Source organism: Rhodococcus sp. WS1, from assembly GCF_003797745.1.
Taxonomy (GTDB): Bacteria; Actinomycetota; Actinomycetes; order Mycobacteriales; family Mycobacteriaceae; genus Rhodococcus_F; species Rhodococcus_F erythropolis.
Window position 1 is genome coordinate 379,531 of sequence record NZ_RKLZ01000002.1, and the last position, 23,484, is coordinate 403,014.

Genomic DNA, 23,484 nt, shown 5'->3' on the forward strand with positions numbered 1-23,484 from the left:
ACAGTACCCGTCAAAAGTAGTACTTGTATCAGTTATTTCAGACAAATATTCACGAATTGCCGATAGTTCTGCTAACGACCAATCATCGATTCGCGAAGAGCAATGCCCCTTGCACCCGTCGGGCGCAAGGGGCATCACATCATCGGAGAATCAGGACCCGAACGGCAGCGACAACGATCCGAGCGAACCGAAGTCACCGCCCCCGTTACCGACGTTCACAACCGATGCAGTCGACGTGGAACCCGTGACGCCCTGGGCTCCGCTGTAGACCGCGGTGATCGAATGGTTGCCGGTCGTGGTGAAGGTGTGGCTCAACACAGCCTGCCCACCGACAACATCGACGGCCGTTCCGATCGGAGTCGTTCCATCGAAGAACTGGACGGTTCCCGACGTCGCGCCGGAAGAACTGACCACAGCCTTCAGCTGCACCGACGTGCCGACCTTTGCCGAAGACGGAGCCGTCAACGACGTAGAGCTTTCGACATCCGACGGGGTCGGAACCGTGACATTGACGTCGACGGATTCCGCGGTGGACGACGTGAACACGCCGGAGCCACTGAATACAGCCGAGACTACAAAGTTGCCTTCTGCTCCGAACACGTGCGGCAGCTTGGCAACTCCGTCAACAACCGCAACCGGGGCACCCTGATCGACTCCACCGATCTTGAACTGAACCGTTCCGCCGGACGGCACCAGGGCGTCCGAGGGATCTTCGGACACTGTCGCGAAGAGATCAACAGGCAGTCCGACCTTGGCTTCACCCTGAACGCTCAGAACCGTCTTCGTCGCCTTGTCGACCGGAGCCGGATCGGACACCGTCACCGTCTGAGCCGACGCCGACGAACTGACAAACCCTGCACCAGCGGTGAAGTCAGCCGTAACACTCTGAGCACCAGCAGCATCGAACGAATGGCTCAATGTCGCAACACCCGCGGAGACTGCCACCGGAGTGCCGATCGCCGCGCCATTCGACTTGAACTGCACCGTACCGACAGCGTTGTTCGGAGCCACCGTTGCCGTCAGATCAACCGCAGTACCCGTGATCGCCGTCGCCGGAACCGACAGCGACGTCGTGGTCTCGACATCGACCGGAGCCGGATCGGACACCGTCACCGTCTGAGCCGACGCCGACGAACTGACAAACCCTGCACCAGCGGTGAAGTCAGCCGTAACGCTCTGCGCGCCAGCAGCATCGAAGGAATGTGACAGCGTCGCGGTTCCACCGGAAACCGTCACCGGCGAACCGATCGCAGCACCGTTCGACTTGAACTGCACCGTACCCACAGCATTGTTCGGAGCAACCGTCGCAGTCAGATCAACCGCCGTACCCGTGATCGCCGTCGCCGGAACCGACAGCGACGTCGTCGTCTCCACATCCACCGGAGCCGGATCGGACACCGTCACCGTCTGAGCCGACGCCGACGAACTGACAAACCCTGCACCAGCGGTGTAGTCAGCCGTAACGCTCTGCGCGCCAGCAGCATCGAACGAATGTGACAGCGTCGCGGTTCCACCGGAAACCGTCACCGGCGAACCGATCGCAGTGCCGTTCGACTTGAACTGCACCGTACCGACAGCGTTGTTCGGAGCCACGGTAGCGGTCAGATCAACCGCGCTGCCCGTGATCGCCGTCGCCGGAACCGACAACGACGTCGTCGTCTCGACATCGACCGGAGCCGGATCCGACACCGTCACCGTCTGAGCGGACGCCGACGAACTGACAAACCCTGCACCGGCAGTGAAGTCAGCGGTAACACTTTGTGCACCAGCAGCATCGAAGGAATGCGACAGCGTCGCAACACCCGACGTGACCGTCACCGGAGTGCCGATCGCAGCACCGTTCGACTTGAACTGCACCGTACCCACAGCGTTGTTCGGAGCCACCGTTGCCGTCAGATCAACCGCCGTACCCGTGATCGCCGTCGCCGGAACCGAGAGCGACGTCGTGGTCTCCACATCGACCGGAGCCGGATCCGACACCGTCACCGTCTGAGCGGACGCCGACGAACTGACAAACCCTGCACCGGAAGTGAAGTCAGCGGTAACACTTTGTGCACCAGCAGCATCGAAGGAATGCGACAGCGTCGCAACACCCGACGTGACCGTCACCGGAGTGCCGATCGCAGCACCGTTCGACTTGAACTGCACCGTACCCACAGCGTTGTTCGGAGCCACCGTTGCCGTCAGATCAACCGCAGTACCCGTGATCGCCGTCGCCGGAACCGACAACGACGTCGTCGTCTCCACATCCACCGGAGCCGGATCCGACACCGTCACCGTCTGAGCCGACGCCGACGAACTGACAAACCCTGCACCAGCGGTGAAGTCAGCCGTAACGCTCTGCGCGCCAGCAGCATCGAAGGAATGTGACAGCGTCGCGGTTCCACCGGAAACCGTCACCGGCGAACCGATCGCAGCACCGTTCGACTTGAACTGCACCGTACCCACAGCATTGTTCGGAGCAACCGTCGCGGTCAGATCAACCGCGCTGCCCGTGATCGCCGTCGCCGGAACCGAGAGCGACGTCGTCGTCTCCACATCGACCGGAGCCGGATCCGACACCGTCACCGTCTGAGCCGACGCCGACGAACTGACAAACCCAGCACCAGCAGTGAAATCAGCCGTAACACTTTGAGCACCAGCAGCATCGAACGAATGTGAGAGCGTCGCAACACCCGCGGTCACTGTCACCGGTGAACCGATCGCCGCGCCGTTCGACTTGAACTGCACCGAACCCACAGCGTTGTTCGGAGCAACCGTGGCGGTCAGATCAACCGCGCTGCCCGTGATCGCCGTCGCCGGAACCGAGAGCGACGTCGTGGTCTCCACATCGACCGGAGCCGAAGCAATGCTGATTGTCGCGAGCGGACCCGCGCCGGCATTGAGCGGTGTGGTGTCCTTGTTCTCGCGGGGCGAGCAACGGGTCGGCGCCCACTGTGTACCAAGGAAACTCGCCTTTGCGAGCTGAGTGCTGAAGTTTTCGCTGGCACCGAGGTTGCCGGCCGTACCCGCGGTCCTCACCTTCGGTTGGATCACTCCCGTCGCACCAGCGACCATTGTTACGTCGACTGCGGGAAGCCGGAACCAGGTGTCTCCGTTGCCGTTTGTCGAGCCATCGAGGTTCTTCTTGGACTTCGGTACTCGAATACCTCCCTCCGAGTTGGTACTCGTCGTCGGACTGTTGCCGATCACCTGGTTGTTTCCGGACAGCCGAAGGATCCCGCCGCTACCGTCGACGTTGCCAGAGTCGTTGACCCTGAGAACGTTCGGTGCGACGCTGTCGAGTCCGACCGAGGTGCCCGCGACGACGGCCGCGGAAACGAACGTCGCGTTGGCCGGGATTGCGTAGTCGACCTTGAGACGTGACAGGTTCGTAGTCGTCGCGCCGGAATCCTTGTCCGGATACGACGTTCCGCTCGGCTGAATTCGGTAGGTGAAAGTCTCGCCGGGTTGGACAGAAGCGGGTGCGTCGACCGTGATGAGGTTGTCGGTGACCTTGTGGACGTCTCCGATGATGGAGCCTGCGACACACGCTGTTTTGAAACCGGTGGTCGAGATCGCGGCGGATGCGGGCGTGCCGATCAGCAGCATCCCCGCGACCATGGCGGTTCCGGTTATGGGCACGGCGAATCGCCGCAACTGAGAGATTTGGGGCATGGGCACTTCCTTCGGAAGGGCAAACATGAGCAGTGGATTCGGACAAAACGTGTGCGCGCCGTCACAACATAACGAAAAAACTAGTACGCGTACTACTTTTGGCAAGACACTTGTCCAATTCACCCCGGACTCACCCTCACATCACCTGACGGGGGATGGAAAAGCAGGGTATGGAAGCCCGATTGAACGCAAAACTAACGCCAAAGCGGTCTATCGACAACGCTTTTGGTGGTCAACTCGTCAATCGGCGGGAAAAATTTGATATTCCGCCAGTTCGGAAAAGGTTCCAAACCTACCAGTACGAAAGTACGAATCAGGGCCGCGACGGAGTCCGTCGCGGCCCTGATTGTGTTTGTTCAGTGTGTCAGCGAAGCACATCCGTGCCGACGAACGGCACCAATGCCTCGGGCACTCGCACCGAGCCGTCGGCCTGCTGATGGTTCTCGAGAATCGACACGATCCAGCGCGTCGTTGCCAGGGTGCCGTTGAGAGTGGCAGCCGTCTGCGGCTTGCCGTTCTCGTCGCGGTACCGAACTCCGAGGCGGCGGGCCTGGAAAGTCGTGCAGTTGGACGTCGATGTCAGCTCGCGGTAGGTGCCCTGCGTCGGAACCCATGCCTCGCAGTCGAATTTACGCGCAGCCGAAGAACCGAGATCTCCGCCGGCGACGTCGATCACGCGGTAAGGAACGTCGATGGCGGCCAACATGTCTCGCTCCCAGCCGAGGAGACGCTGGTGTTCGGCGTCGGCATCCTCGGGACGGCAGTACGTGAACATCTCGACCTTGTCGAACTGATGTACACGGATGATGCCGCGGGTGTCCTTGCCGTAGCTTCCGGCCTCGCGGCGGAAGCACGACGACCAACCGGCGTAGCGCTTAGGGCCTTCGTTCAGTTCGAGGATCTCGCCCGAGTGGTAGCCGGCCATGGGTACCTCGGAAGTTCCGACGAGGTACAGGTCGTCATCCTGCAAGTGGTAGATCTCGTCCGAGTGAGCACCGAGGAAGCCGGTACCCGCCATGATTTCCGGGCGTACGAGCACCGGCGGAATCATCATCGTGAATCCGTTGGCGATCGCCTTCTGCGCAGCCAACTGCAGCAGTCCGAGCTGGAGCATGGCTCCGTAGCCGGTCATGAAGTAGAAGCGCGAACCCGAAACCTTGGCGCCGCGTTCCATGTCGATCAGGCCGAGCGACTCACCCAGCTCGAGGTGATCCTTCGGCTCGAAGTCGAACTTCGGAATCTCACCGACGTGTTCGAGCACGATGTAATCGTCCTCGCCGCCGGCCGGCGCACCTTCTTGTACGACGTTGGAAATCGCGCGGTGTGCGGAGTCGAGCGCGGCCTGCGCCTCGTGCTGCGCGGCCTCGGCTTCCTTGACCTTGGCCGCCAGTTCCTTGGAACCCTCGAGCAGCGCGGGACGCTCCTCCGGAGATGCCTGTCCGACCTTCTTGCCGAAGGCCTTCTGCTCTGCGCGGAGGTTGTCTCCGGTCAGAACGGCAGCGCGTCGGGACGCGTCGGCTTCGAGCAGAGCGTCGACCAGTCCTGGATCTTCTCCACGGGTGCGCTGCGACTCGCGGACGATTTCGGGGTTCTCACGGAGAAACTTGAGGTCAATCACGACTTCGAACTTTACCCACTCACCGCAGCTCGCCGACGGTCACGTCCACGTCGGAGAGGGGGAGATCACGATTCGAGCAGACTCAGGTAGTCCTCGCGTCCGAACATCCGAGCCGCGTCGACGGCAGTCGGGTGTCCACCTTTCGGGTCGGCTCCCCCGCTCACCAGCGCTTTCACCACCGCATCCTCGCCCTTGAAGACGGCTCCGGCGAGGGGTGTCTGGTTCTTGTCGTTGGGCCGGTTGACGTCGGCGCCGCGCTCGATCAAGGCAACGACGGCGTCAGCGTGACCGTGATACGCCGCCAACATGACGAGCGTGTCGCCACTCTCGTTGGTCAGATTGACGGGAACTCCAGCATCGACGTACGACGCCAGCCCGGCCGCGTCGCCGGTTCGTGCCATGTCGAAGAGCCGGCCCGCCAGCTCGACAGCCTCGGGATCGAGTGGGGTGTTTTCGCTCATGACTACAAAATACTCACAGACGCGTTTGTGAGTTTTGTAGTGAAGGTTCGATATCGCCACGGCAACAGGCATGATGGAATCGATGTCCGAAGACAAGATCGAGAAGTCGCCAGATCCGGCAGATCCCCAGGGGACGCCGGCGAAGAAAACTGTCTCAGCGAGTCGCACCCGTCGGGTCCTGGCTGCTGTGGCGGTAGGTGCGGTGGTCGCCGCGATCGCAACGATCGCGATTTCCGGTGGATTGAACAAGGACGACTCGTCCTCGGTCAGCGTCAGTGGTGGCGGTCCAGCAGCGACGGGATCTACTCGCGACGACGCCTTCACCGCGGCTGCGGCCGGCGACTGCCTCAACTGGACGCCTGCGACCGAGTCGGGCGGGGACCGCACGGACATGTCAAAGGTTCAGTGCGGAACTGAACACCGCTTCGAGGTTGCCGGACCACTCGACCTCTCGGTGTTCCCCGGCGCCGAGTTCGGCCCCGGTTCCCGGTACCCGGGCGCCCTTCGATTCGCCGAACTCCGCGACGAGCACTGCACACCCATCGTCATGTCCTACCTCGATTCGAAGTTCGATCCCAAGGGCAAGTTCAGCGTCGGCCTGATGTTCCCGAGCGAATCGGGTTGGGCTTCGGGCGAGCGCGCACTGCGTTGCGGCTTGCAGTTCTCGACCACGACCGGCGAACTACAACCGTTCGTGGGCCGCGTGGCGGACCAGGACCAGTCGAACGTGTGGGACGTCGGCACGTGCATCGGCATCAACCAGAACCTCCCGACCGATCCGGTCGATTGCGCGAAACCGCATGCATACGAGGTTATTTCGGTGATCGACCTCGGCACTCAATTCCCGGGCGCAATGCCGTCGGTCGAAGATCAGGACCGTTACCTCGAGGGCGTCTGCACTCAGGCGTCCAACGAGTACCTTGGTTCCGCAGACGCGCTTCGCGACAAGACGCTGACGCTGTTCTGGGACAACATTTCACTGGAAAGCTGGTTGGCCGGTAGCCGCCGAGTCAATTGTTCGATCGGCAAAGAGGTCGAAACCGGCGGGTTTGCCGCGATCACCGGAAGCGCCAAGGGCGAAATCCTGATCAACGGCGCCGCTCCGGTCCCGCCACCCGCTGCACCGGAAGGTCGGTCGCTGCCGACGCCGTTGCCCGGCGCAGCTCCGCCGTCGTAAGCCATGACGGTGACTATGACGCCCGACCGGTTCGAGGAACTGGTCGGCGAGGCGCTCGATCTGATTCCGCCCGAACTTGCCAAGGCCATCGACAACGTCGTGGTGCTTGTCGAAGCACGTGACGAGGCAGAACCGGGGCTGCTCGGTTTGTATCAGGGCGTCGCTCTGACCGAGCGGGATTCTCATTACGGTGGGTACCTGCCGGACACGGTCACTATTTTCCGCGATTCGATACTCGACATCTGTGCATCCGAGGACGAGGTTGTTCACGAGGTTGCCGTGACCGTCATCCACGAGATCGCGCACTACTTCGGCATCGAAGAAGACAGATTGCACGAACTCGGCTGGGGCTGAGGGCAAAGTCGTCCGATTTCGGGGGAACCAAAAGCGGCCGGTATGCATCAAACTATGTGCGGGGGGATTTCTACGGCTGTGTGCACGACCTCCCGGCCACTTATCCGCCCTGGTCAGGAAGGAGTTCGGCACTATGTACGTCGACCCTCAAGCCCTAGTTGCCGCCGCAATGGAACTCGAGTCTGCGGCGACGCGATTGCGCGGAATCGTCTCTACTGCGCAGCCGACGCTACGCGTTCTCCCAGCCGGATCCGAGGAAGTGTCCGGTAGCGCGGCAAATTACTTCAACACCATCTCGGGCAGCCTTGCCTCGTCCACCGATCGGGCAATCGAGGAGCTCACCGCGGCTGCGGCAGCTCTGCGCAAGAATGCAGCTGCCTACGAGCTCGAAGACCAGCTCACCAAGTCCAGCCTGGCAGCCGCACCGATCTGATCGACAGAAATCGAACTCGGTAACACGGTAACTCGGCAACTCGGCAACTCGGCAACTCGGCAACACAGTCACACTTCCTGGGGGGAAGAACAATGGTCGGCATCACCGGCGTCATCTGGTATCCACGGGGCGCAGCACCCAACTCTGCAGCACTGGTCGCCGGGGCCGGGCCGGTCCCTCTCGGTGTGGCGGCCGGGGCCTGGTCCACCGTGTCGTCCGGACTGACCGACACCGCTGCGTCCATCTCTCGCGTGATGGCGGACCTTCGCACCGGGTGGTCAGGAGAAGCCGCGGATGCCGCGTTGAGCAAGTTCGCACCGTTCCAGGAATGGGCTGCCGCGGCCGCGCTGCTCGCCGGAGAAACCGCTGGTAAAGCCCAAGTGCAGTCCGGTTCCTACACCGTCGCCACCCTGGCCATGCCGTCCCTGGCGGAGATCGCGGCGGTTCAAGCGGCCAAGGTCGCCGCGTACTCCATCGGCGGGGCCCTGGTCGGCGGGGCCGCTGCCGCCGAGGCTGCCGAAGAAGCACTCAAAATTCGAGCGGCGGTGACGATGGAAACGTACGACGCCGCAACGACGCATCTGGCCGTGCAGCAGAACTTCGACTCACCACCGTCCATCGCGGAACCCACAGCTGGGGCATCCGCTTCGGCCGAAAGCCCAGGCAACGCCGCACGACAGTCCGTCGCGCAAGCGGCATCAACGCTCGCTGACGTAATCGCGGATCCCGTGCGCGCCGCAACCGCTGCTGTCGCATCCGTAGTTTCCAACCCGGTATTTGCCGCCGCTGCCTCACAGGCCGGTGCCATCTCCGGTGGAGCGTCGGCCGCCGTCAGTGCCGCGACCACCGCCGTCACGGGCGCCACCACTGCCGCATCAACTCTCGCGACGGCCGGAGCAGGACTCACCGGACTGGGCGGCGCAGGGCTCGGTGGCGCAGGACTCGGCGGCGCGAGACTCGGCGCTTCCACACCATCACTGTTCGGCACCCCGTCGGCAAGTCGGGCAACGGCACAGGTCAGCGCAGCTTCCGCGACCACCGGAGCCGGAGCATTCGCGGGCTCGTCGTCGAGCAGCAGCACCGGCCGGCACGCTCTTCCGGATCCCTCCACCGGCCAGAGCGCCGCGCGCCAGAACCCCGTGACCTCGCCGGTTCAGGGCACCGTCGATACCGTCAAAGTGGATCCGGCCCGAACCGCAGGCGGATCTGCGCCGATCGCCGGCGGCCGTCATGCGGCCCAATCTGAAGACGACACCGAGCACGACACACCTGATTATCTGAAGCACTTCGAGCACTTCGCCGACGGCCGAACAGTCATCCCGTCCGTGATCGGTGGCGCACTCGAAACTGCAGAGCGTTGATGGTGGACCTCGGCACCTCACCTGATGGGTGGAATTTGCCTGTCGTCGCCCTCTCACAGGACGAAATCGACTATGTACGTGAGCGACTCGGGCTCGATGCGCTTCCGGTGGTTCTCGGTGGCGCGACGGTTCACGCCAGTGCGAGCGCTCACCATACGGCGATGCAGTCCGCGGCAGATTCGCTCTCCGAGCGCGATCTCCTCCCCGGCGGGGAGATCCATCACGAACTCAGCGCCCGCCTACGCGTCCTGACCCACCCCAAATGGGAGTTGGCGCTGCGTCGGCATGTCGGTGGAAGGATTTCACGCCTCTGCGTCGCACAGGGCGAGTTCCTTTGTGTCGAAGCAACTTCAACCGATTCTTCGTTCGCATTGTGCAGCGTCACCGCCGAACCAGCTGCACCCGTTGTCACCGCGCTCGGCAGCGCCGAAGCAATGCCGATTGCCGTGATCAACGCACCGACCGAGATGCTCAGCCTGGCATTCGGCGCCGGCCCGGATGCAGACAGCGTGACCTCGGCCTTGATCAACGCCGGGATACCCGAAGACGACGCGCGCCAACTGGGTAGGGCAATCGTCACATGCACTGCCTTCGCCGAATTGGTTGGAATACCACACAGTTTGGGAGCGGCGACGCTCATGACCGGCGCAGTGACTGTGTACGACACCTTGGCCGGCCGGCTCGTGGGTTCGACTACTCGGGCTGCCGACGGCACCGAGTGGACGTCCATCAGTTCCGGAACACCGCATCGCCTGCGACAAGCCGTGAACGCGCTGGTAACCGAACTCGAGGAATCGACGCCGGAGACTTCCGGGTAACCTCGGGGCGTCCCTTCAACGCCCGGAGCCTTACTTCAGCATGCAGTTCTCGCGTCAACCGTCGTCACCGGGCGAACAAGGCTCGGTCGCCACGATCGACCGGCCGAACGAAGAACGGGCAACAACACCGCACCGACAAGACCTGAACGGACTGCGTGGCCTCGCCATCGGTTTGGTGGTCGTATTCCACGTGTGGTTCGGACGGGTATCGGGCGGGGTGGACGTCTTCCTGGTTCTGTCCGGATACTTCTTCGTCGGCTCACTGGTTCGACGCGCCGAAGCCGGGGGTTCACTCAACCCGGTCCCGGCACTGCGGCGGGTGTTTCTGCGGCTGTTCCCCCTGATCGCGGTGGTCAGCATTTTGACCGCACTGGGGACCGCGTTGCTGCTGCCACGCACACGCTGGGCCGATCTGGGCGATCAACTGATCGCGGTGCTCGGGTTCTTCCAGAACTGGCAGCTCGCCAGCACCGCAAGCGACTACCTGGCCGCCGACGGCTCGGTCACTCCCCTGCAGCACCTGTGGTCGATGGCCGTGCAAGGTCAGTTCTATCTCCTGGCCATCGCACTCGTCTCCGTGATCGCTTATGTGGCTTCACGCGTGAATCCCAACTATTTCCGCCCGTCACTCGCGGCCACCCTTCTGGTTCTGACCGCAGGATCTTTTCTCTACGCACTCGCCAAATCTTCGCGTCACCAAGCCTGGGCGTACTACGACTCCGGCGCCAGGTTGTGGGAATTGGCCCTCGGTGGTCTGCTGGCCGTTCTGATGACCAGCACGCGCAGTCGGCAGATCGCATCCCTGCCGTTCTCGGTCAGAGCGACGATCGGCTGGGCGGGGCTTTCGTCGATCCTGTTGTGCGGCATAGTGCTCGACGGCGCCCAGCAGTTCCCCGGCCCGTGGGCGCTGGTACCGGTGCTGGCCACTCTTGCGTTGATACTGTCCGGAGTCGGCGACGACACACCTTGGACGTCGAAGACGCTCGCCCATCCGGCACTGACGTGGCTCGGCTCGTTCGCATTCGCGCTGTACCTGATTCACTGGCCGATTCTGGTGTTTGCACTCGTGATCACCGGACGCCCCGAAGCCGGCCTGCTCGGCGGGGCACTGATCATCGCCCTCTCCGTCGCGGGGGCGCTTGCACTCCGGCGCCTCGTCGAGGTTCCGGTGGAGCGCGGAGGCCGCTCGCGCCGGTACACCGTCCTGGCATGCGTCGTCACCGCTGCCGCGGTCCTCGCCGCTTCAGTCGCCTGGCAGTCGTACGCGAGCAGCCAGACGACGGGCCAGCGGGCGGTCGACACCCTCGACCTCCCGACCCATCCCGGCGCACTCGCGCTCACCGACGGTGCCGAAGTACCCAAGGCGTCGATGGTTCCCTCGATCTTCGATGCGCCACTGGACCTTCCGGCCAGCACGCTCGACGGCTGTATCGCCGATTTTCTCGAGCGGGACGTCGTCCACTGCACCTATGGCGACGCCGATGCAGACAGAACCATCGCGCTCGCGGGTGGTTCGCACTCCGAGCACTGGCTCACTGCGCTCGACGAACTCGGCAAGAGTCACGGGTTCCGCGTCGACACGTATCTGAAGATGGGCTGCCCGCTCACCGTCGACTCCATGCAGACGTTGTCGGACAACGACTATCCGGATTGTGTCGACTGGTCGCGTGGAGTGCTGACCGAGTTGGCCGACGCCTCACCCGATTTCGTGTTCACGACGGCAACCAGGCCGAGTTCCGACGGCCCTGGTGACGTGACGCCCGAATCGTACGTTCACGTATGGGAGGAACTGGGGCGCGACGGTATCGACGTCCTCGCCATTCGCGATACCCCCTGGCTGCACCACGACGGCGTCGCCTACCGCGCGATCGACTGTCTGGCGACAACCACGTCACCCGATCACTGCGCGATGCCACGGTCCGAAATGCTCAGCGACGTCAATCCGGCGCCGTCGGCAATTGCCGATCTGACCAACGTCCGCCTACTCGATCTCAGCGACGGTGTGTGCGGACCGGAGTTGTGCCGCGTCGTAGAGGGAAATGTGTTGGTGTATCACGATTCCCACCACCTGACAGCCAGCTACGTGAGCACACTGTCGGCTGAACTGGGGCGCCAACTGAGCGTCCAGACCGGTTGGTGGTGAAACCGGCTGTCAGCCCATCACGTCGTCGGCGCCGGGGATGAGTCGGTGCTCGAACGGCGGGTTGACGGCTCCCCAGCGTAGGCATTCCCAGCCGCCATCAGCTGAGGGCAACAGTTCGACGGTCTCGGTGTTGGCCAAGTGGTTGTTGGCTGCGAACAGTCCGGGGACACCGGCAAGCTGGGCGGCGACAAGACGAATCGCAGCACCATGACTCACCACGACGATGTCGCCGCCGTCTCGTGAGCCTTCCAGAAATTCTTCGCGCAGCGCATTGACGACGGGGACGTACCGTTCCAGGACGTCGTATCCCGTTTCACCGCCGGGAATGCGAGCGCCGAGGTTGCCGGTGTGCCAGTGATGGAACGTCTCCATGAACAGTCGGTGCGCGGCCTCGTCGGTGCGATCCTCGAGGTCACCGGCCTGGACCTCGTGCAGTCCGTCCCGCACATCCAGGGATACACCGGCGGCCTGCTCCACAAAACCTGCTGTCTGCCGGGCACGCAAAGCCAAGGACGATACGAGCGCCAGAGGAGGAGCCGAAGCCAGGCCGATGCCCAACGTCTCGGCCTGCGCCAACCCTTCCGGCGTGAGCTTTGCTCCGGGCAGAGCGGTGTCGAGACGTTTGGCGACATTCGCCTCCGTCTGACCGTGCCGAACGAGGATGAGCCTTCCGGTCATCGTTCTCCCCCTCCATGCTTGAGTTCGTCGATCCACCGAATCGCTTCTTCGTCCGAAGGAGGTTGTGGCCCGGTCGAATTCGCTGTCACCCACGACCCCAGGAAGCGGACTCCGGATTTCCGATGCAGTGCACGCATCGCCTCGGCCACCAGCGAGTCCTCGACGTGTCCGACGCAGTCCACGAAGAACCGGTACGTACCCAATTCCGTTCGCATCGGACGCGATTCGATCCGAGTCAGATCGATACCGCGAGCGGCGAATTCGGAGAGTGCGCGCACCAGGGAGCCTGGAGCGTTGTCGAGGTGAAGCACCAGCGCGGTGCGATCGGCACCGGTCCGTTCGGGAACCGGAGCCGGCTTGGTGACCAGCACGAAACGTGTACGGGCGCCGCCCACATCGGCGACGTTGTCCGCCAGGCTGTCGAGTCCGAGCATCTGACCGGCCAAAGCCGTGGACACACCGGCGTCGACCGTTCCAGCCTGCACGTCCAGCGCCGCACCGGCGTTGGACGAGGCCAACACCACCTCGGCCTGGGGCAGGTTCTCGGCGATCCATCCGCGGACCTGTGCGCCCGCATGCGGATAGGCCCCGATCGTGCGGACCTGGTCGGCGGTCGTCCCGGCCCGAACCAGGATGGAGAAACTCACGTCCAGATCGGTTTCGGCAACGATCTGCAGGGGCGAACCGAGAGCGAGTGAATCGAGCGTCGGCGCTACGCCGCCTTCCACCGAGTTCTCGAAGGGAACTACGGCCCCGTCCACGGAACCGTCGCGAACCATGTCGAGAGTCGCCGGCGGACTGCCGGCCGGTACTCGCTCGACGGTTTCGCCGAACGCGCCCTCAGCCTCCAACTGGGCGAGAGCTATCTCCGTGAAGGTTCCCGACGGACCGAAATACGCGATTCTTGGCACGCCTAAAAGATTACGCATCGACCCACGCCGGTCACTGCAAACCCGCGGCACGCAGAGCCGTTTCCACCGCAGGCAGATCTGCAACCTCGATCGTGAGCAGCACCTCGCGCATCGCGGATGCGGCTTCCGGGATCAGCGCGGCGAGTTTTTCGGGCTTCGGATCGACTATCGCGGCGCGCACGTCGTCGCCGCGCAGTGCAGCGACGGTGCCACACAGTAGGGCGATCACCTCGTCGCCGTCGGCTGCGCGGGCTACGAAACCGACGGACTCGTGCGCGAGTACCGCCAGGAAATCAGCCACTTCGGTGGGCGTGCGACCGGCGGCGAGTCCGGGGATCCGTCCACCTTCGCACAGGCGCAGCGCCGCTTCGGCGGGTGTCAGATCCTCTTCGCCGCCGTCGACGTACACCGCGAGCGGAGCGGGCAGACGTAGCGCGATCGCGTCGTCGATCTGGTCGGTGGTGACGTCGACGTCGAAACGGACGGCCTCGTACGACGCTTCCGTGTCCGCACGCAGTTCTTCCGGATCGATATCGAGGCGAACGACAACCCGGCCTGCTGCTTCGCCACCGATCAGCGCCGAAGCCGGAACGACCGGGAGAAAGAGTGCTTCGAGAAGTCCGCGCGAGTTTCTCGGGGCGGGCAGCCCGAGTGAAAGAGGAATGGCCACAGACAAACCGTAACCCCGGCGCAGGCGGCGGATTCCACGCGAGTTGCGCAAAAGTCTTGCGATTCACACCGAAGCGCCTTAGGTTAGGGTTACCTCATCATCCGATGGAGTTCGAGAGAACACCCGCCAAGGGGGCAGCATGGCAACGAAGACCAGCACCGGCCCGTCCACCGCCGAACGCGTCCGCAGCGCCTGTGTGCGCGCACAGGACGCAGTTCTCGCCATCGAAGGCAGCGATCCCACCGTCACGTCGGTGCATCACCTGCGTTCGAACGGTGACGTCGTCGTTGCAGTCCCACATGCCTCCGCAGCTGCGGCCCTGGCCTGGAACTCCGGCGGCGGCGGCCTGCCTGCCGTCCTCGAGATCACCGATCACGCACCACTGCGGCTGCGTGAGCCCGTGCGCTCCCTCGTATGGCTTCGCGGCTCGTTGCACGCCGTGCCCGACTACGAGGCACGCGTTCTCGCCGACGACGTCGCATCCGAACATCCCCACCCGGGGCTCCTCGACATCGGCCACACCTCGGTCCTCCTTCGCCTGAGCCTGGCCTCGGCCGTTGTCGCCGACTCGACGGGGGCAGAACCCGTCGCCGTGGACGAGTTGCTGAACGCCAGCCCCGATCCCTTCTGGGAAATGGAGACGGCGTGGCTGCAGCATCTCGACGAAGACCACCGCGATCTCGTGGACCTGCTCGTGCGCAAGCTTCCCCCGTACATGCGCACCGGACGCGTTCGCCCACTCGGCATCGACCGCTACGGACTGCGCCTGCGGGTCGAGGATCACACCGGCGACCGCGACGTGTGGATGCCGTTCGCCAACCCCGTCGACGACGCTCCCGCGCTGAGCCGCGCCATCCGAATGCTGGTCGGGTGCCCTTTCCTCAACGGCCTCCGATCGGGTGGCGCTGCAAACGGCTAGCGTTGCGCGGGTGAATGCCCGCGAAACCGTCCGCACCTGGTTGCGGCCGCCGTCTCCCGTTCGAACGGACCCGGAACTCGATCCCGCCGCCAGACGCGGAATCCGGATCGAGATCACTATCGTTCTGCTGGTCACCTTCGGGCTCAGCGGATTGTCCGGGATCCTTTCGCTCGCCGAATCCTTGGCGACGCCGGTTGCGCTCTCGGATCAGACGGTTGCACTCAACCCGTCGCGGGCCGCCATCGACTGGATCGACCTGGCGCGCCAATTACTGGGCGTCGCAAAGCTTCTCGCGTGGGCAGCGCTGGGACTCTATCTACTGTGGCGTTCGGGGATCGGTCCGCGTGCTGCGGGCCTGACTCCCAAGCCTCGATTCGGGCGCGACATCGCTCCGGGATTCGGCCTCGCCGCTGTGATCGGCCTCCCCGGCCTCCTGTTCTACCTCGTCGCTCAGGCACTGAGCATCAACCTCACCGTCCAGGCCAGCGCGCTCGACGACCACTGGTGGCGGGTTCCGATCCTCGTACTGTCCGCAATCGCGAACTCGGGCGCCGAAGAGGTACTGGTCGTCGCCTACCTGATCACTCGCCTCCGGACACTCGGCTGGAGTGAGAACAAGTCACTGCTCGCGTCCTCGCTCCTGCGCGGTAGTTATCACCTCTACCAAGGGTTCGGCGGCGGTGTGGGAAACGTGATCATGGGGCTCGTGTTCGGTCGATACTGGCAGCGCACCGGCAAGCTGTGGCCGCTGATCATCGCCCACGCGCTCATCGACATGGTGGCGTTCATCGGTTACGCCCTCCTGCGCGATCACGTCTCCTGGCTGCCGTGACCGGTACCGTGAACTGGTGACCGGCGACTCCGAATACCCTCAGCGCCCTCCGCGGCGCCAGCCGCCAGGGCCACCTCCGCGGCGCCAGCCGCCCCCGCGTGGACCGATGCCACCCCGTCAGGGCCCACCCCCGCAGCGGCGCCCACCGATGCCGCCGGAAGGGCCGACGGTCATTCGCCGCGACGGACGTCCACCGCAGCAGAATCCGGCCAATCAGGCCTGGTCACAGGTCCCACCAGAAGCGCCGCAGCAACCCAGGCGTGAGGACTGGGCGCCGACCCAACGCCCGCAGCCGTTCCAGGACGACCCCCGCAGGCAGGGGCCGCCGCGTCAGGCGAAGTACGCACCCGCGCCGCCGCGCCGAACCCCGCCGAACGCCCCGCCGCGCCCTCCTGAACCCCCGAAGCAGCGACGCCCACGCAAGCGTCGTAGCTGGGGTAAACGTATCGGCATCACGTTGTTGGTCTTGCTGCTCGCGCTGGCCGGCGCGGTCTATTACGTCGACAGTTCGCTCAATCGAATCGACGCGCTGCCCGACTACGCGGGACGCGTCGCCGATACTCCGGGCACGAACTGGCTGATCGTCGGCTCCGACAGTCGTGAGGGGCTCACACCCGAGCAGGAGCAAGCGCTTGCGACAGGTGGTGACACCGGCCCCAAGCGCACTGACACGGTCATCTTGGTCCACGTTCCCAAGAGCGGGAAGACGACGATGGTCAGCATCCCCCGCGATTCGTACGTTCCGATTCCCGGCTACGGCTCGGACAAGATCAACGCCGCCTTCGCTTTCGGTGGTGCCCCCTTGCTGGTGCAGACCGTCGAGGAGGCAACCGGACTTCGCATCGACCACTATGCCGAGATCGGATTCAGCGGGTTCGCCGGCATCGTCGACGCCGTCGGTGGCGTCAATGTATGCCTGACGCAGGCGATCGACGATCCGCTGGCCGGAATCAACCTCCCCGCCGGATGCCAAGACTTGAAGGGTTCGGATGCACTCGGGTTCGTACGGACCCGAGCAACCGCGCTCGCCGACCTCGACCGCATGAACAACCAGCGCCAGTTCATGTCGGCGTTGCTGTCGAAGGCGACGAGTCCGAGTACGTTCCTCAATCCGTTCCGGTTGTGGCCGCTCGTCTCCGATACGGCCAAGTCTTTGCAGGTCGACGAGGGCGATCACATCTGGAATCTGGCCTCACTCGCCTGGGCGCTTCGCGGCGGGATGACCACCACGACGGTTCCCGTCGCCGGTTTCGAGGACGTGGACGGGTCGGGCAACGTGTTGTTGTGGGACAAGGCACGCGCTTCGCAGTTCTTCGACGCCCTGGCCAACGATCAGCAGATTCCGCAGGATCTGATCACCACGGGGTGATCGCCCTGAGTTTCGGTAGTACCCCGGGAGGACAGGCCGAGCGAACAAATCGCTTTCCGGCAGGACGCGGAACGGCCGGCGGAAAAATACCGTGAAGGTATGAACACAGCACACCGCCGATTCCGCACCGCCGCCGTCATCGCCGCCTCGGCCGGAGCGGCTTTACTGGCCACGTCCTGCTCGGGCACCTTCGACAAGTTCGACGAGTCGAAGGCATACAAGAAAACCGAAACCTTCTCTTTTGCACAAGCATCCAACGGAATCGACACACTGCCGAGTTGGGTTCCCGCCGGCGCGACGGGTATCGACGAGGTCATCCGCACCACCGGCAACGAACGCATCCTGCGCATGACTGCGAACATCACGGAGATAGATCACAACAGCTGCATCGCACAACCTACCGTCGAAACTCGTCCGGCATCGCTGTCCGCACAGTGGTGGCCGACGGGGGTCGAGAAGGGCAGTTCTTTCCAGTGCGGCGACTGGTACGTCGGCGAAAAGGACTCGTTCGTCTACGGATACCGGCCGGAAACTCTCGACTTCATCATCGATCAGCTCGACAACAAGTAGCTCCCTGTCCGTGCCGCCGACCCAGTAATCTGTTGGGATGACACAGGCGAAGAACTCGAGCGAATTCACCACTCTGCTGCGTCAGCAGATCCGTAACGAGTTCACTGCATCGCAGCAGTACATCGCGGTAGCGGTGTACTTCGATGCACACGATCTTCCGCAGATGGCCGCGCGCTTCTACAGCCAGGCCACCGAGGAACGCGGTCACGCGATGATGATGATCCAGTACCTGCTCGACAACGACCTCGACGTGGACGTACCGGGTGTCGACGACGTCGTGACGAAGTTCGACAGCGTCCGTGCCCCGGTCGAATTGGCACTCGAGCAGGAGAAGACGGTCACCGAGCAGATCACGCAGTTGGCGCGCACCGCGCGCGATACCGGCGACTACCTGGGCGAGCAGTTCATGCAGTGGTTCCTCAAGGAGCAGGTCGAGGAAGTTGCAAGCATGACAACACTTCTCACCATCGTCGACCGCGCCGGCGACAACCTCTTCCACCTCGAAACGTTTGTCGCACGCGAGATGAACACACCGGCAGCTGCCGACGCAATGGCGCCGACGCCCGCCGGCGGCGGCGTCTGAGGGCCACCGGCCTACCGAGTCTCCGGCCGCTCGGCGGCGCTCAGTGATCTGAGGAAGTTGTTGTATGCCTCCAGATCACTGTCGCCGTCGATCTCGGCGCGGCGGTCCTGGGCGGCATTCATCCGTTTGTCGTCCCGGTTCCAGCGCATCGCGAAGATCACGACCACCACCAGCGCGACGGGCTCTCCGTACGACCACGCAAGGGCACCGGCCAACTGCTGGTCCTGCATCACGTCCACGCCCCACTCGGGAGGCGGATTCACGAACGTGGTCAGCAGCGGCTTTGTCGCCATCATGAGAACGACTCCGATGAACACGTGCAGCGGCATCTCCACGAAAAGGTCGAAACACCGGCCGAGATAGCTTTGCCGCACCGGCAGTGGTCCGGTGGCGAGCACGGGCATGATGAAGAGCAGACCGCTGGTGAGAAAGAAGATTTCGAGAAGGACGTGTCCGGCCGGCAATCCCGAGACGGCGTCGAAGATCGGCGACAGGTAGATCCCGTAGTAGCTGAACAGAAAGACCGGGATCGTGAACCCGGGGTGCAACATCCACCGTGCCGGACGGCTGCGCAACGCCGACAGTGCAAGCGCCAGAACATTTCTCCCGGGACCTCGATGCGACGTCGAACGCAGTAGCAGCAGTCCTGGCGAGCCCAGCACCCACAGCGGCGGGATCGCCATCGAGAGCGTCAAATGCTGGAACATCCAGACACTGAAGAGTTCGTTCCCGTAACTTTCGACCTTCGAACCGGTCACGGCGATCAACAGCAAGCATCCGGCCAGAAAACACGCAGTTCGATACCAGGGCCATAGCCGTCCCCGCGCACGCACACGGTGCATTGACCACCAATACCAAAGCGCCAGAACAGCTCCCAGTAGAACAAGAGGTGACAGGGACGAGGAGTCCCAGGTCAACATCTGTCCGATCGACGGCGGCGCCAGACCGTTCACCTCCGATTCACGGGCGAACCCTCCTTCGAATCCTTTCGGGTACCGTCGACTCTACACCTAAATACTATGTTGGATAGTATTTAAGTATTCGACGGAAGGTCAAGGTACACAGCAGTGTCCAGAAGCATGAAGATATCCGCCGCCCTGATCGCGTTGTTCGCGGTAGCACTGATCACGTTCATCACCGTCGATCCGATCAGGGCGGACAACGAGAGCACCGATCGGGCAGCACAATCCACCGCCGTCCTGACCGACGACGCGTACCGATTGACCTCGGCCGCTGACGACAAAGTGAATCTTGTCGAGTTCCTCGACTTCGAATGTGAGGCCTGCCTCGCGCTGTACCCGACGATGGAGCGAATCAGAGCCGAGTACGAGGATCGAATCACATTCGGTATCAGATACTTTCCGATTCCGAGTCACACCAACAGCACTCTCGCGGCGCAGGTCGTCGAATCCGCATCTCGCCAGGGCAAGTTCGTCGAGATGTATCGGCGGATGTACGAGACTCAGTCGCAGTGGGGTGAATCCGCCGAATCGCAGGAGGCACTGTTCCGCGCCTACGCACAAGATCTCGGCCTGGACATGACCCGATTCGAATCCGACCTCAGCAGTCGCGGCGTCCGCGAGCGGGTCGAGCGCGACTTCAACGAGGGCAAACGCCTTGGCGTCCAGGGCACCCCGACGCTGTTCCTCAACGACGTGAAGCTGGCCCAGATGCCGAGCTACGAAGATCTGAAAGCCCAGATCGACTCAGCGTTGGAGCAATGATCAGGTCAGAACAGCGCAGATACCCGCGGAGACGGCCACCGTCACGGCTGCGGCAACGGCCGTCGTTACGGCCGCCGGCACGCACGCCGCAACCGCGCAGGTCAGTCGCCGAGGCGACGCCACGTCGCCGTCGACCAGGGAACGCAATCGCACTGCGGTCGCGCCGCCGCGATCGCCCAAGCTCCAGTCCGGCTGAGGAAGCGGCGATTTCGACACCACGGCAAGGGCGGAACGCACTGCAGCCGGGCTGGTGACGCGAGCGGCGTGCCGGTCCGCCGACAGTTCCACGATCGCGCCGACGGCAGCAGGTGCCGCCGCGAACAACGGCACTCCCGGCAGAACAGCGGCCAAGACTTCACAGGCACCGACGATTCGGTGATGACCGCCGCTCAGATGCGCACGCTCGTGCGCGAGGACCGCGTCACGCTCGCCCCCGGTAAGAGCGGATGACAAGCCTTGTGTCGCAACAACAAATCCAGGCTTTCCGGCGACACTGTAGGCCATCGGCAGCGGATGATCCAACCACAACACGTCGGACTCCGAGTTGTCGCGGCGCGCGACGATCGAGAGAACATCACGATGGAAATCTCGGACTCTCGCGTGCTCACGTGCCTGTTTGCGGCCGGCCAGCACGATCCGAACGGCGATCAAACCCACCACACCAACGGCTGTGCCGGTGATCAGTTCACCCACCCATGAACTCGTGCCGTGCGCAAAGGCGCTGAAACACCGAGCGATACCGTCGACCAGCCCCTCGACCGGCGCGTGGCTCGGCCACACCAGAACCAAGACCGCGGAGAGAGCGAGATACAGAGCCGACGCCATACTGCCGAGCCACGCCGCGAGCAGCACCGTCGGTGACAACGTCGAGGAAACGGCCCGTAACGCTCTCGGAACCAAAAATCCGACGAATACCGCACCGAGAAGCATCGGCAAGGCCAGTGTCATTGCGCACCTTCCCCGGAAAGTCCTCGGCGCAGGGCCTCGTTCTCAGCGTCCGTCATTGTCTTCGCGAAGTGCAACAGCACGGCAGCGGAATCGGAACTGCTGTCCAACAATTCGCGCAGTGCCCTGGATGTGGCCTCTTCACGGCTGCGACTCGGCCGATAGAAGTAGGCGCGACTCTTCTTCTCACGACTCACCCAGCCCTTGTCGTAGAGATGAGTCACGACGGTCAGGATGGTGGTGTACGCGAGTTGTCGACGCTCACCCAAGATCTCGACCAGATCCTTGACCGAGAGCGCGTCGTCGGACTGCCAGAGCACATCCATGACCTCGGCTTCGAGTCCGCCCAGCCCCTGCATTGCTCCTCCATCGCGTCGTGACAGAACTTCAGCCGCTCGCGGCCTTCTCCCCGAACGACACGCCCCGGGAATTCAGATACGCGAGCGGATCAGTCTTCTGCCCGTCAGATTGCCACACCTCGTAGTGCAGGTGCGGTCCCGTCGATTGTCCACGATTGCCGACGGTCGCGATCAGTTCACCCGCCCGCACCTTCTGACCGGCAACCACGAGCGCCTCGTTGATGTGCCCGTAGACGCCGACGGTCCCGTCGTCCTGCTGGATGCGGACCCAGAGCCCGAATCCCGCGGCGGGACCGGATTCGATCACAACACCGTCGGTCGCCGAGACGATGGGCGTACCGATCGAGTTTGCGATGTCCAGACCGTAATGGGTTGTTCCCCAGCGTGGACCGAAGTTGGACGTCATCGTCCCGCTGACGGGGGCCATCACCCGCGGCTTTTCTGCCTCGTACGCCAACGCCGCCCGTTCGGCTTCGAGTTGTCTCGTTTTACCGAGTTGTTCGGCTATCCCGGCAAGATCCGTCGTCCGAACAAGGTCGAGTATCTCCGGCACCGACACCAGCGCTGGACCTTCCGTTGCAACTGGAAGCGGCGATGCGTGCCCGATGGAAGTGCCGGACGCCAGGATTGCACCCGTCGCCACGGAAACCGCGGCCATGCGCCCGCCGGGTCTGGTCGGCTCGGATTTTCGATGTCTTCCCACTTCTCGGTCCTCGCGTCGATGACAAATGAAGGTCTACGCCGCCACCTTACAACTATGTTGCATAGTTTTTAAGACATGCACTATTGCGCATATATGCATATGTGTCTAGGCTGACGTCGACGAAAGGACCTTCGATGTCACACGGACACGGGCACGGAATCTCTCCCGCCGAGGCTGCGACCAGCAACAGCGGCAAGCATGTCAACAAACTGTGGATCGCCGCCGGCCTCGGGTTGGTGACGTTCGTGCTGCAGGTGACGGTCGGCTTCTTCACCTCGTCACTGGCGCTGCTTTCGGACTCGGCGCACGTGTTCACCGACATCTTCGGCATCTTCATGGCGCTCGCCGCGATCCTCGTCGCACAGCGCGCAGCACGGCGCCCGGATCGCACTTTCGGCATGTACCGCACGGAAGTGTTTGCGGCACTGGCCAATGCGATCCTGCTCTTCGCAGTCGCCGGGTGGGTGCTCTACGAGGCTGCCAGCCGATTCTCGGATCCGCCCGAGGTTCCAGGCCTCCCCGTCGCGATAGTCGCCGTCGTCGGTTTGGCGATGAACGTCATCGCCTTCCTGATGCTCCGCAGCGGCGCGAAGGAAAGCATCAACATCCGCGGCGCCTACCTCGAAGTCATGGCGGACATGATCGGGTCCATCGGCGTCCTCGTCAGCGGCTTGGTCACGCTCGCTTTCGGTTGGCGCTACGCCGACCCCGTCATCGGCGTCGCCATCGGCCTTTTCGTCTTGCCGCGCGCCTTCAACCTGGGCCGCCATGCCGTCCGCATCCTGCTCCAGCAGGCTCCCGATCGCATCGACGTCACCTCGATACTCGAGAAGATCAACACACTCCCGGGAGTCGTCGACGCGCACGACCTGCACGTCTGGACACTCACCTCGGGGATGGAAGTTGCTTCCGTTCACGTCACCGCGGCCAGTGACGCCGATCCCACTACGGTGCTCGCGGCCACCCAAACCTTGCTGGCCGAGGTATTCGAACTGGAGCACGCCACCGTGCAGGTGGAACTCCAGGGAAGTGACGGTAAATGCACGGAACTCGCCTGGTGAAAAGGACATTCCTAAATGAAACATTCGCTTTCGGGCCAATGGATAACCGCATCGAATTCGAAAAGAAATTAGGTCTTCTTTAGTTTGGGAACGCTTACCACAATAAGGTCAGACTGGGATGACAGGGCCTCTGACCTG

23 protein-coding genes are annotated in these 23,484 nt (G+C 63.4%); 13 read left to right on the plus strand and 10 right to left on the minus strand.

Annotation, left to right across the window (positions count from 1 at the left end; all coding sequences use genetic code 11):
• Positions 1-150 precede the first annotated feature (150 nt).
• The 3 genes from EEB12_RS14275 to EEB12_RS14285 all read right to left on the minus strand — a co-directional run bounded on the left by EEB12_RS14275 (position 151) and on the right by EEB12_RS14285 (position 5,736).
• Positions 151-3,657 carry a beta strand repeat-containing protein gene (locus EEB12_RS14275; RefSeq protein ID WP_258537331.1) on the minus strand — a complete coding sequence of 1,169 codons (3,507 nt, stop codon included), beginning with the start codon at positions 3,655-3,657 and terminating at the stop codon, positions 151-153.
• Between the two features lie 364 nt (positions 3,658-4,021).
• Complete coding sequence (gene serS / locus EEB12_RS14280; RefSeq protein WP_003945400.1) at positions 4,022-5,275, minus strand: serine--tRNA ligase; 1,254 nt, start codon at positions 5,273-5,275, stop codon at positions 4,022-4,024.
• A gap of 65 nt (positions 5,276-5,340) precedes the next feature.
• Positions 5,341-5,736: an ankyrin repeat domain-containing protein gene (locus tag EEB12_RS14285; protein ID WP_003945404.1), complete on the minus strand. Its 396-nt coding sequence runs from the start codon at positions 5,734-5,736 to the stop codon at positions 5,341-5,343.
• Positions 5,737-5,806: 70 nt separating this feature from the next.
• Between EEB12_RS14285 and EEB12_RS14290 the strand changes: the two genes are divergently transcribed.
• From EEB12_RS14290 to EEB12_RS14315, 6 genes are all read left to right on the plus strand, one after another.
• Positions 5,807-6,913 carry a septum formation family protein gene (locus tag EEB12_RS14290; RefSeq protein WP_019746391.1) on the plus strand — a complete coding sequence of 369 codons (1,107 nt, stop codon included), beginning with the start codon at positions 5,807-5,809 and terminating at the stop codon, positions 6,911-6,913.
• A gap of 3 nt (positions 6,914-6,916) precedes the next feature.
• Positions 6,917-7,267 (plus strand): metallopeptidase family protein, encoded by a 351-nt coding sequence (locus EEB12_RS14295; RefSeq protein WP_070796765.1) that lies wholly within the window; start codon positions 6,917-6,919, stop codon positions 7,265-7,267.
• A gap of 133 nt (positions 7,268-7,400) precedes the next feature.
• Complete coding sequence (locus tag EEB12_RS14300) at positions 7,401-7,700, plus strand: PE family protein (protein WP_029254193.1); 300 nt, start codon at positions 7,401-7,403, stop codon at positions 7,698-7,700.
• Between the two features lie 92 nt (positions 7,701-7,792).
• A complete protein-coding gene (locus EEB12_RS14305) occupies positions 7,793-9,061 on the plus strand; it encodes a PPE domain-containing protein (RefSeq protein ID WP_141487979.1) in 1,269 nt (422 codons plus the stop codon).
• Entirely contained in the window at positions 9,061-9,879 is an 819-nt protein-coding gene (locus EEB12_RS14310; protein ID WP_141487980.1) for an ESX secretion-associated protein EspG, read from the plus strand. Before EEB12_RS14305 ends, EEB12_RS14310 begins: the two co-directional genes overlap by 1 nt.
• A gap of 40 nt (positions 9,880-9,919) precedes the next feature.
• Complete coding sequence (locus tag EEB12_RS14315) at positions 9,920-12,022, plus strand: acyltransferase family protein (protein WP_070384789.1); 2,103 nt, start codon at positions 9,920-9,922, stop codon at positions 12,020-12,022.
• 9 nt (positions 12,023-12,031) lie between these two features.
• On the opposite strand, the gene EEB12_RS14320 is transcribed toward EEB12_RS14315, so the two are convergent.
• Genes EEB12_RS14320 through EEB12_RS14330 form a run of 3 tightly spaced genes read right to left on the minus strand, consistent with a single transcriptional unit; the run spans position 12,032 to position 14,281 of the window.
• On the minus strand, positions 12,032-12,700 hold the full coding sequence (locus tag EEB12_RS14320; RefSeq protein WP_019746386.1) for a histidine phosphatase family protein: 669 nt from the start codon (positions 12,698-12,700) through the stop codon (positions 12,032-12,034).
• Positions 12,697-13,629: a prephenate dehydratase gene (pheA, locus tag EEB12_RS14325; protein ID WP_181447568.1), complete on the minus strand. Its 933-nt coding sequence runs from the start codon at positions 13,627-13,629 to the stop codon at positions 12,697-12,699. Before pheA ends, EEB12_RS14320 begins: the two co-directional genes overlap by 4 nt.
• A 13-nt stretch (positions 13,630-13,642) precedes the next feature.
• Positions 13,643-14,281 (minus strand): hypothetical protein, encoded by a 639-nt coding sequence (locus tag EEB12_RS14330; protein ID WP_021334642.1) that lies wholly within the window; start codon positions 14,279-14,281, stop codon positions 13,643-13,645.
• Positions 14,282-14,420: 139 nt separating this feature from the next.
• On the opposite strand from EEB12_RS14330, the gene EEB12_RS14335 reads away from it, so the two are divergent.
• From EEB12_RS14335 to EEB12_RS14355, 5 genes are all read left to right on the plus strand, one after another.
• The gene (locus EEB12_RS14335) at positions 14,421-15,200 is read left to right on the plus strand and encodes a DUF2470 domain-containing protein (protein WP_019746383.1); all 780 of its coding nucleotides are present in this window, start codon (positions 14,421-14,423) and stop codon (positions 15,198-15,200) included.
• A gap of 10 nt (positions 15,201-15,210) precedes the next feature.
• Complete coding sequence (locus tag EEB12_RS14340) at positions 15,211-16,032, plus strand: CPBP family intramembrane glutamic endopeptidase (RefSeq protein ID WP_020905746.1); 822 nt, start codon at positions 15,211-15,213, stop codon at positions 16,030-16,032.
• A 148-nt stretch (positions 16,033-16,180) separates the two neighbouring features.
• Positions 16,181-17,401: an LCP family protein gene (locus EEB12_RS14345; protein ID WP_181447572.1), complete on the plus strand. Its 1,221-nt coding sequence runs from the start codon at positions 16,181-16,183 to the stop codon at positions 17,399-17,401.
• Between the two features lie 99 nt (positions 17,402-17,500).
• On the plus strand, positions 17,501-17,971 hold the full coding sequence (locus tag EEB12_RS14350) for a hypothetical protein (protein WP_141487982.1): 471 nt from the start codon (positions 17,501-17,503) through the stop codon (positions 17,969-17,971).
• Between the two features lie 37 nt (positions 17,972-18,008).
• A complete protein-coding gene (locus tag EEB12_RS14355; RefSeq protein WP_020905744.1) occupies positions 18,009-18,554 on the plus strand; it encodes a ferritin in 546 nt (181 codons plus the stop codon).
• Between the two features lie 11 nt (positions 18,555-18,565).
• On the opposite strand, the gene EEB12_RS14360 is transcribed toward EEB12_RS14355, so the two are convergent.
• Positions 18,566-19,507 (minus strand): cytochrome c oxidase assembly protein, encoded by a 942-nt coding sequence (locus tag EEB12_RS14360; protein WP_141487983.1) that lies wholly within the window; start codon positions 19,505-19,507, stop codon positions 18,566-18,568.
• Positions 19,508-19,633: 126 nt separating this feature from the next.
• Between EEB12_RS14360 and EEB12_RS14365 the strand changes: the two genes are divergently transcribed.
• Complete coding sequence (locus EEB12_RS14365; protein WP_060938691.1) at positions 19,634-20,278, plus strand: DsbA family protein; 645 nt, start codon at positions 19,634-19,636, stop codon at positions 20,276-20,278.
• Here EEB12_RS14365 and EEB12_RS14370 read toward each other — a convergent pair whose 3' ends face one another.
• From EEB12_RS14370 to EEB12_RS14380, 3 genes are read right to left on the minus strand one after another with little or no spacing between them, the layout of a single operon-like run.
• On the minus strand, positions 20,279-21,226 hold the full coding sequence (locus tag EEB12_RS14370) for a M56 family metallopeptidase (RefSeq protein WP_021332702.1): 948 nt from the start codon (positions 21,224-21,226) through the stop codon (positions 20,279-20,281).
• The gene (locus EEB12_RS14375) at positions 21,223-21,582 is read right to left on the minus strand and encodes a BlaI/MecI/CopY family transcriptional regulator (protein ID WP_019746375.1); all 360 of its coding nucleotides are present in this window, start codon (positions 21,580-21,582) and stop codon (positions 21,223-21,225) included. The genes EEB12_RS14370 and EEB12_RS14375 overlap by 4 nt, the downstream gene beginning before the upstream one ends.
• A gap of 28 nt (positions 21,583-21,610) precedes the next feature.
• On the minus strand, positions 21,611-22,240 hold the full coding sequence (locus tag EEB12_RS14380) for a M23 family metallopeptidase (RefSeq protein ID WP_020968091.1): 630 nt from the start codon (positions 22,238-22,240) through the stop codon (positions 21,611-21,613).
• A 179-nt stretch (positions 22,241-22,419) separates the two neighbouring features.
• On the opposite strand from EEB12_RS14380, the gene EEB12_RS14385 reads away from it, so the two are divergent.
• The gene (locus EEB12_RS14385; RefSeq protein WP_019746373.1) at positions 22,420-23,346 is read left to right on the plus strand and encodes a cation diffusion facilitator family transporter; all 927 of its coding nucleotides are present in this window, start codon (positions 22,420-22,422) and stop codon (positions 23,344-23,346) included.
• The last annotated feature ends 138 nt before the right edge of the window (positions 23,347-23,484 follow it).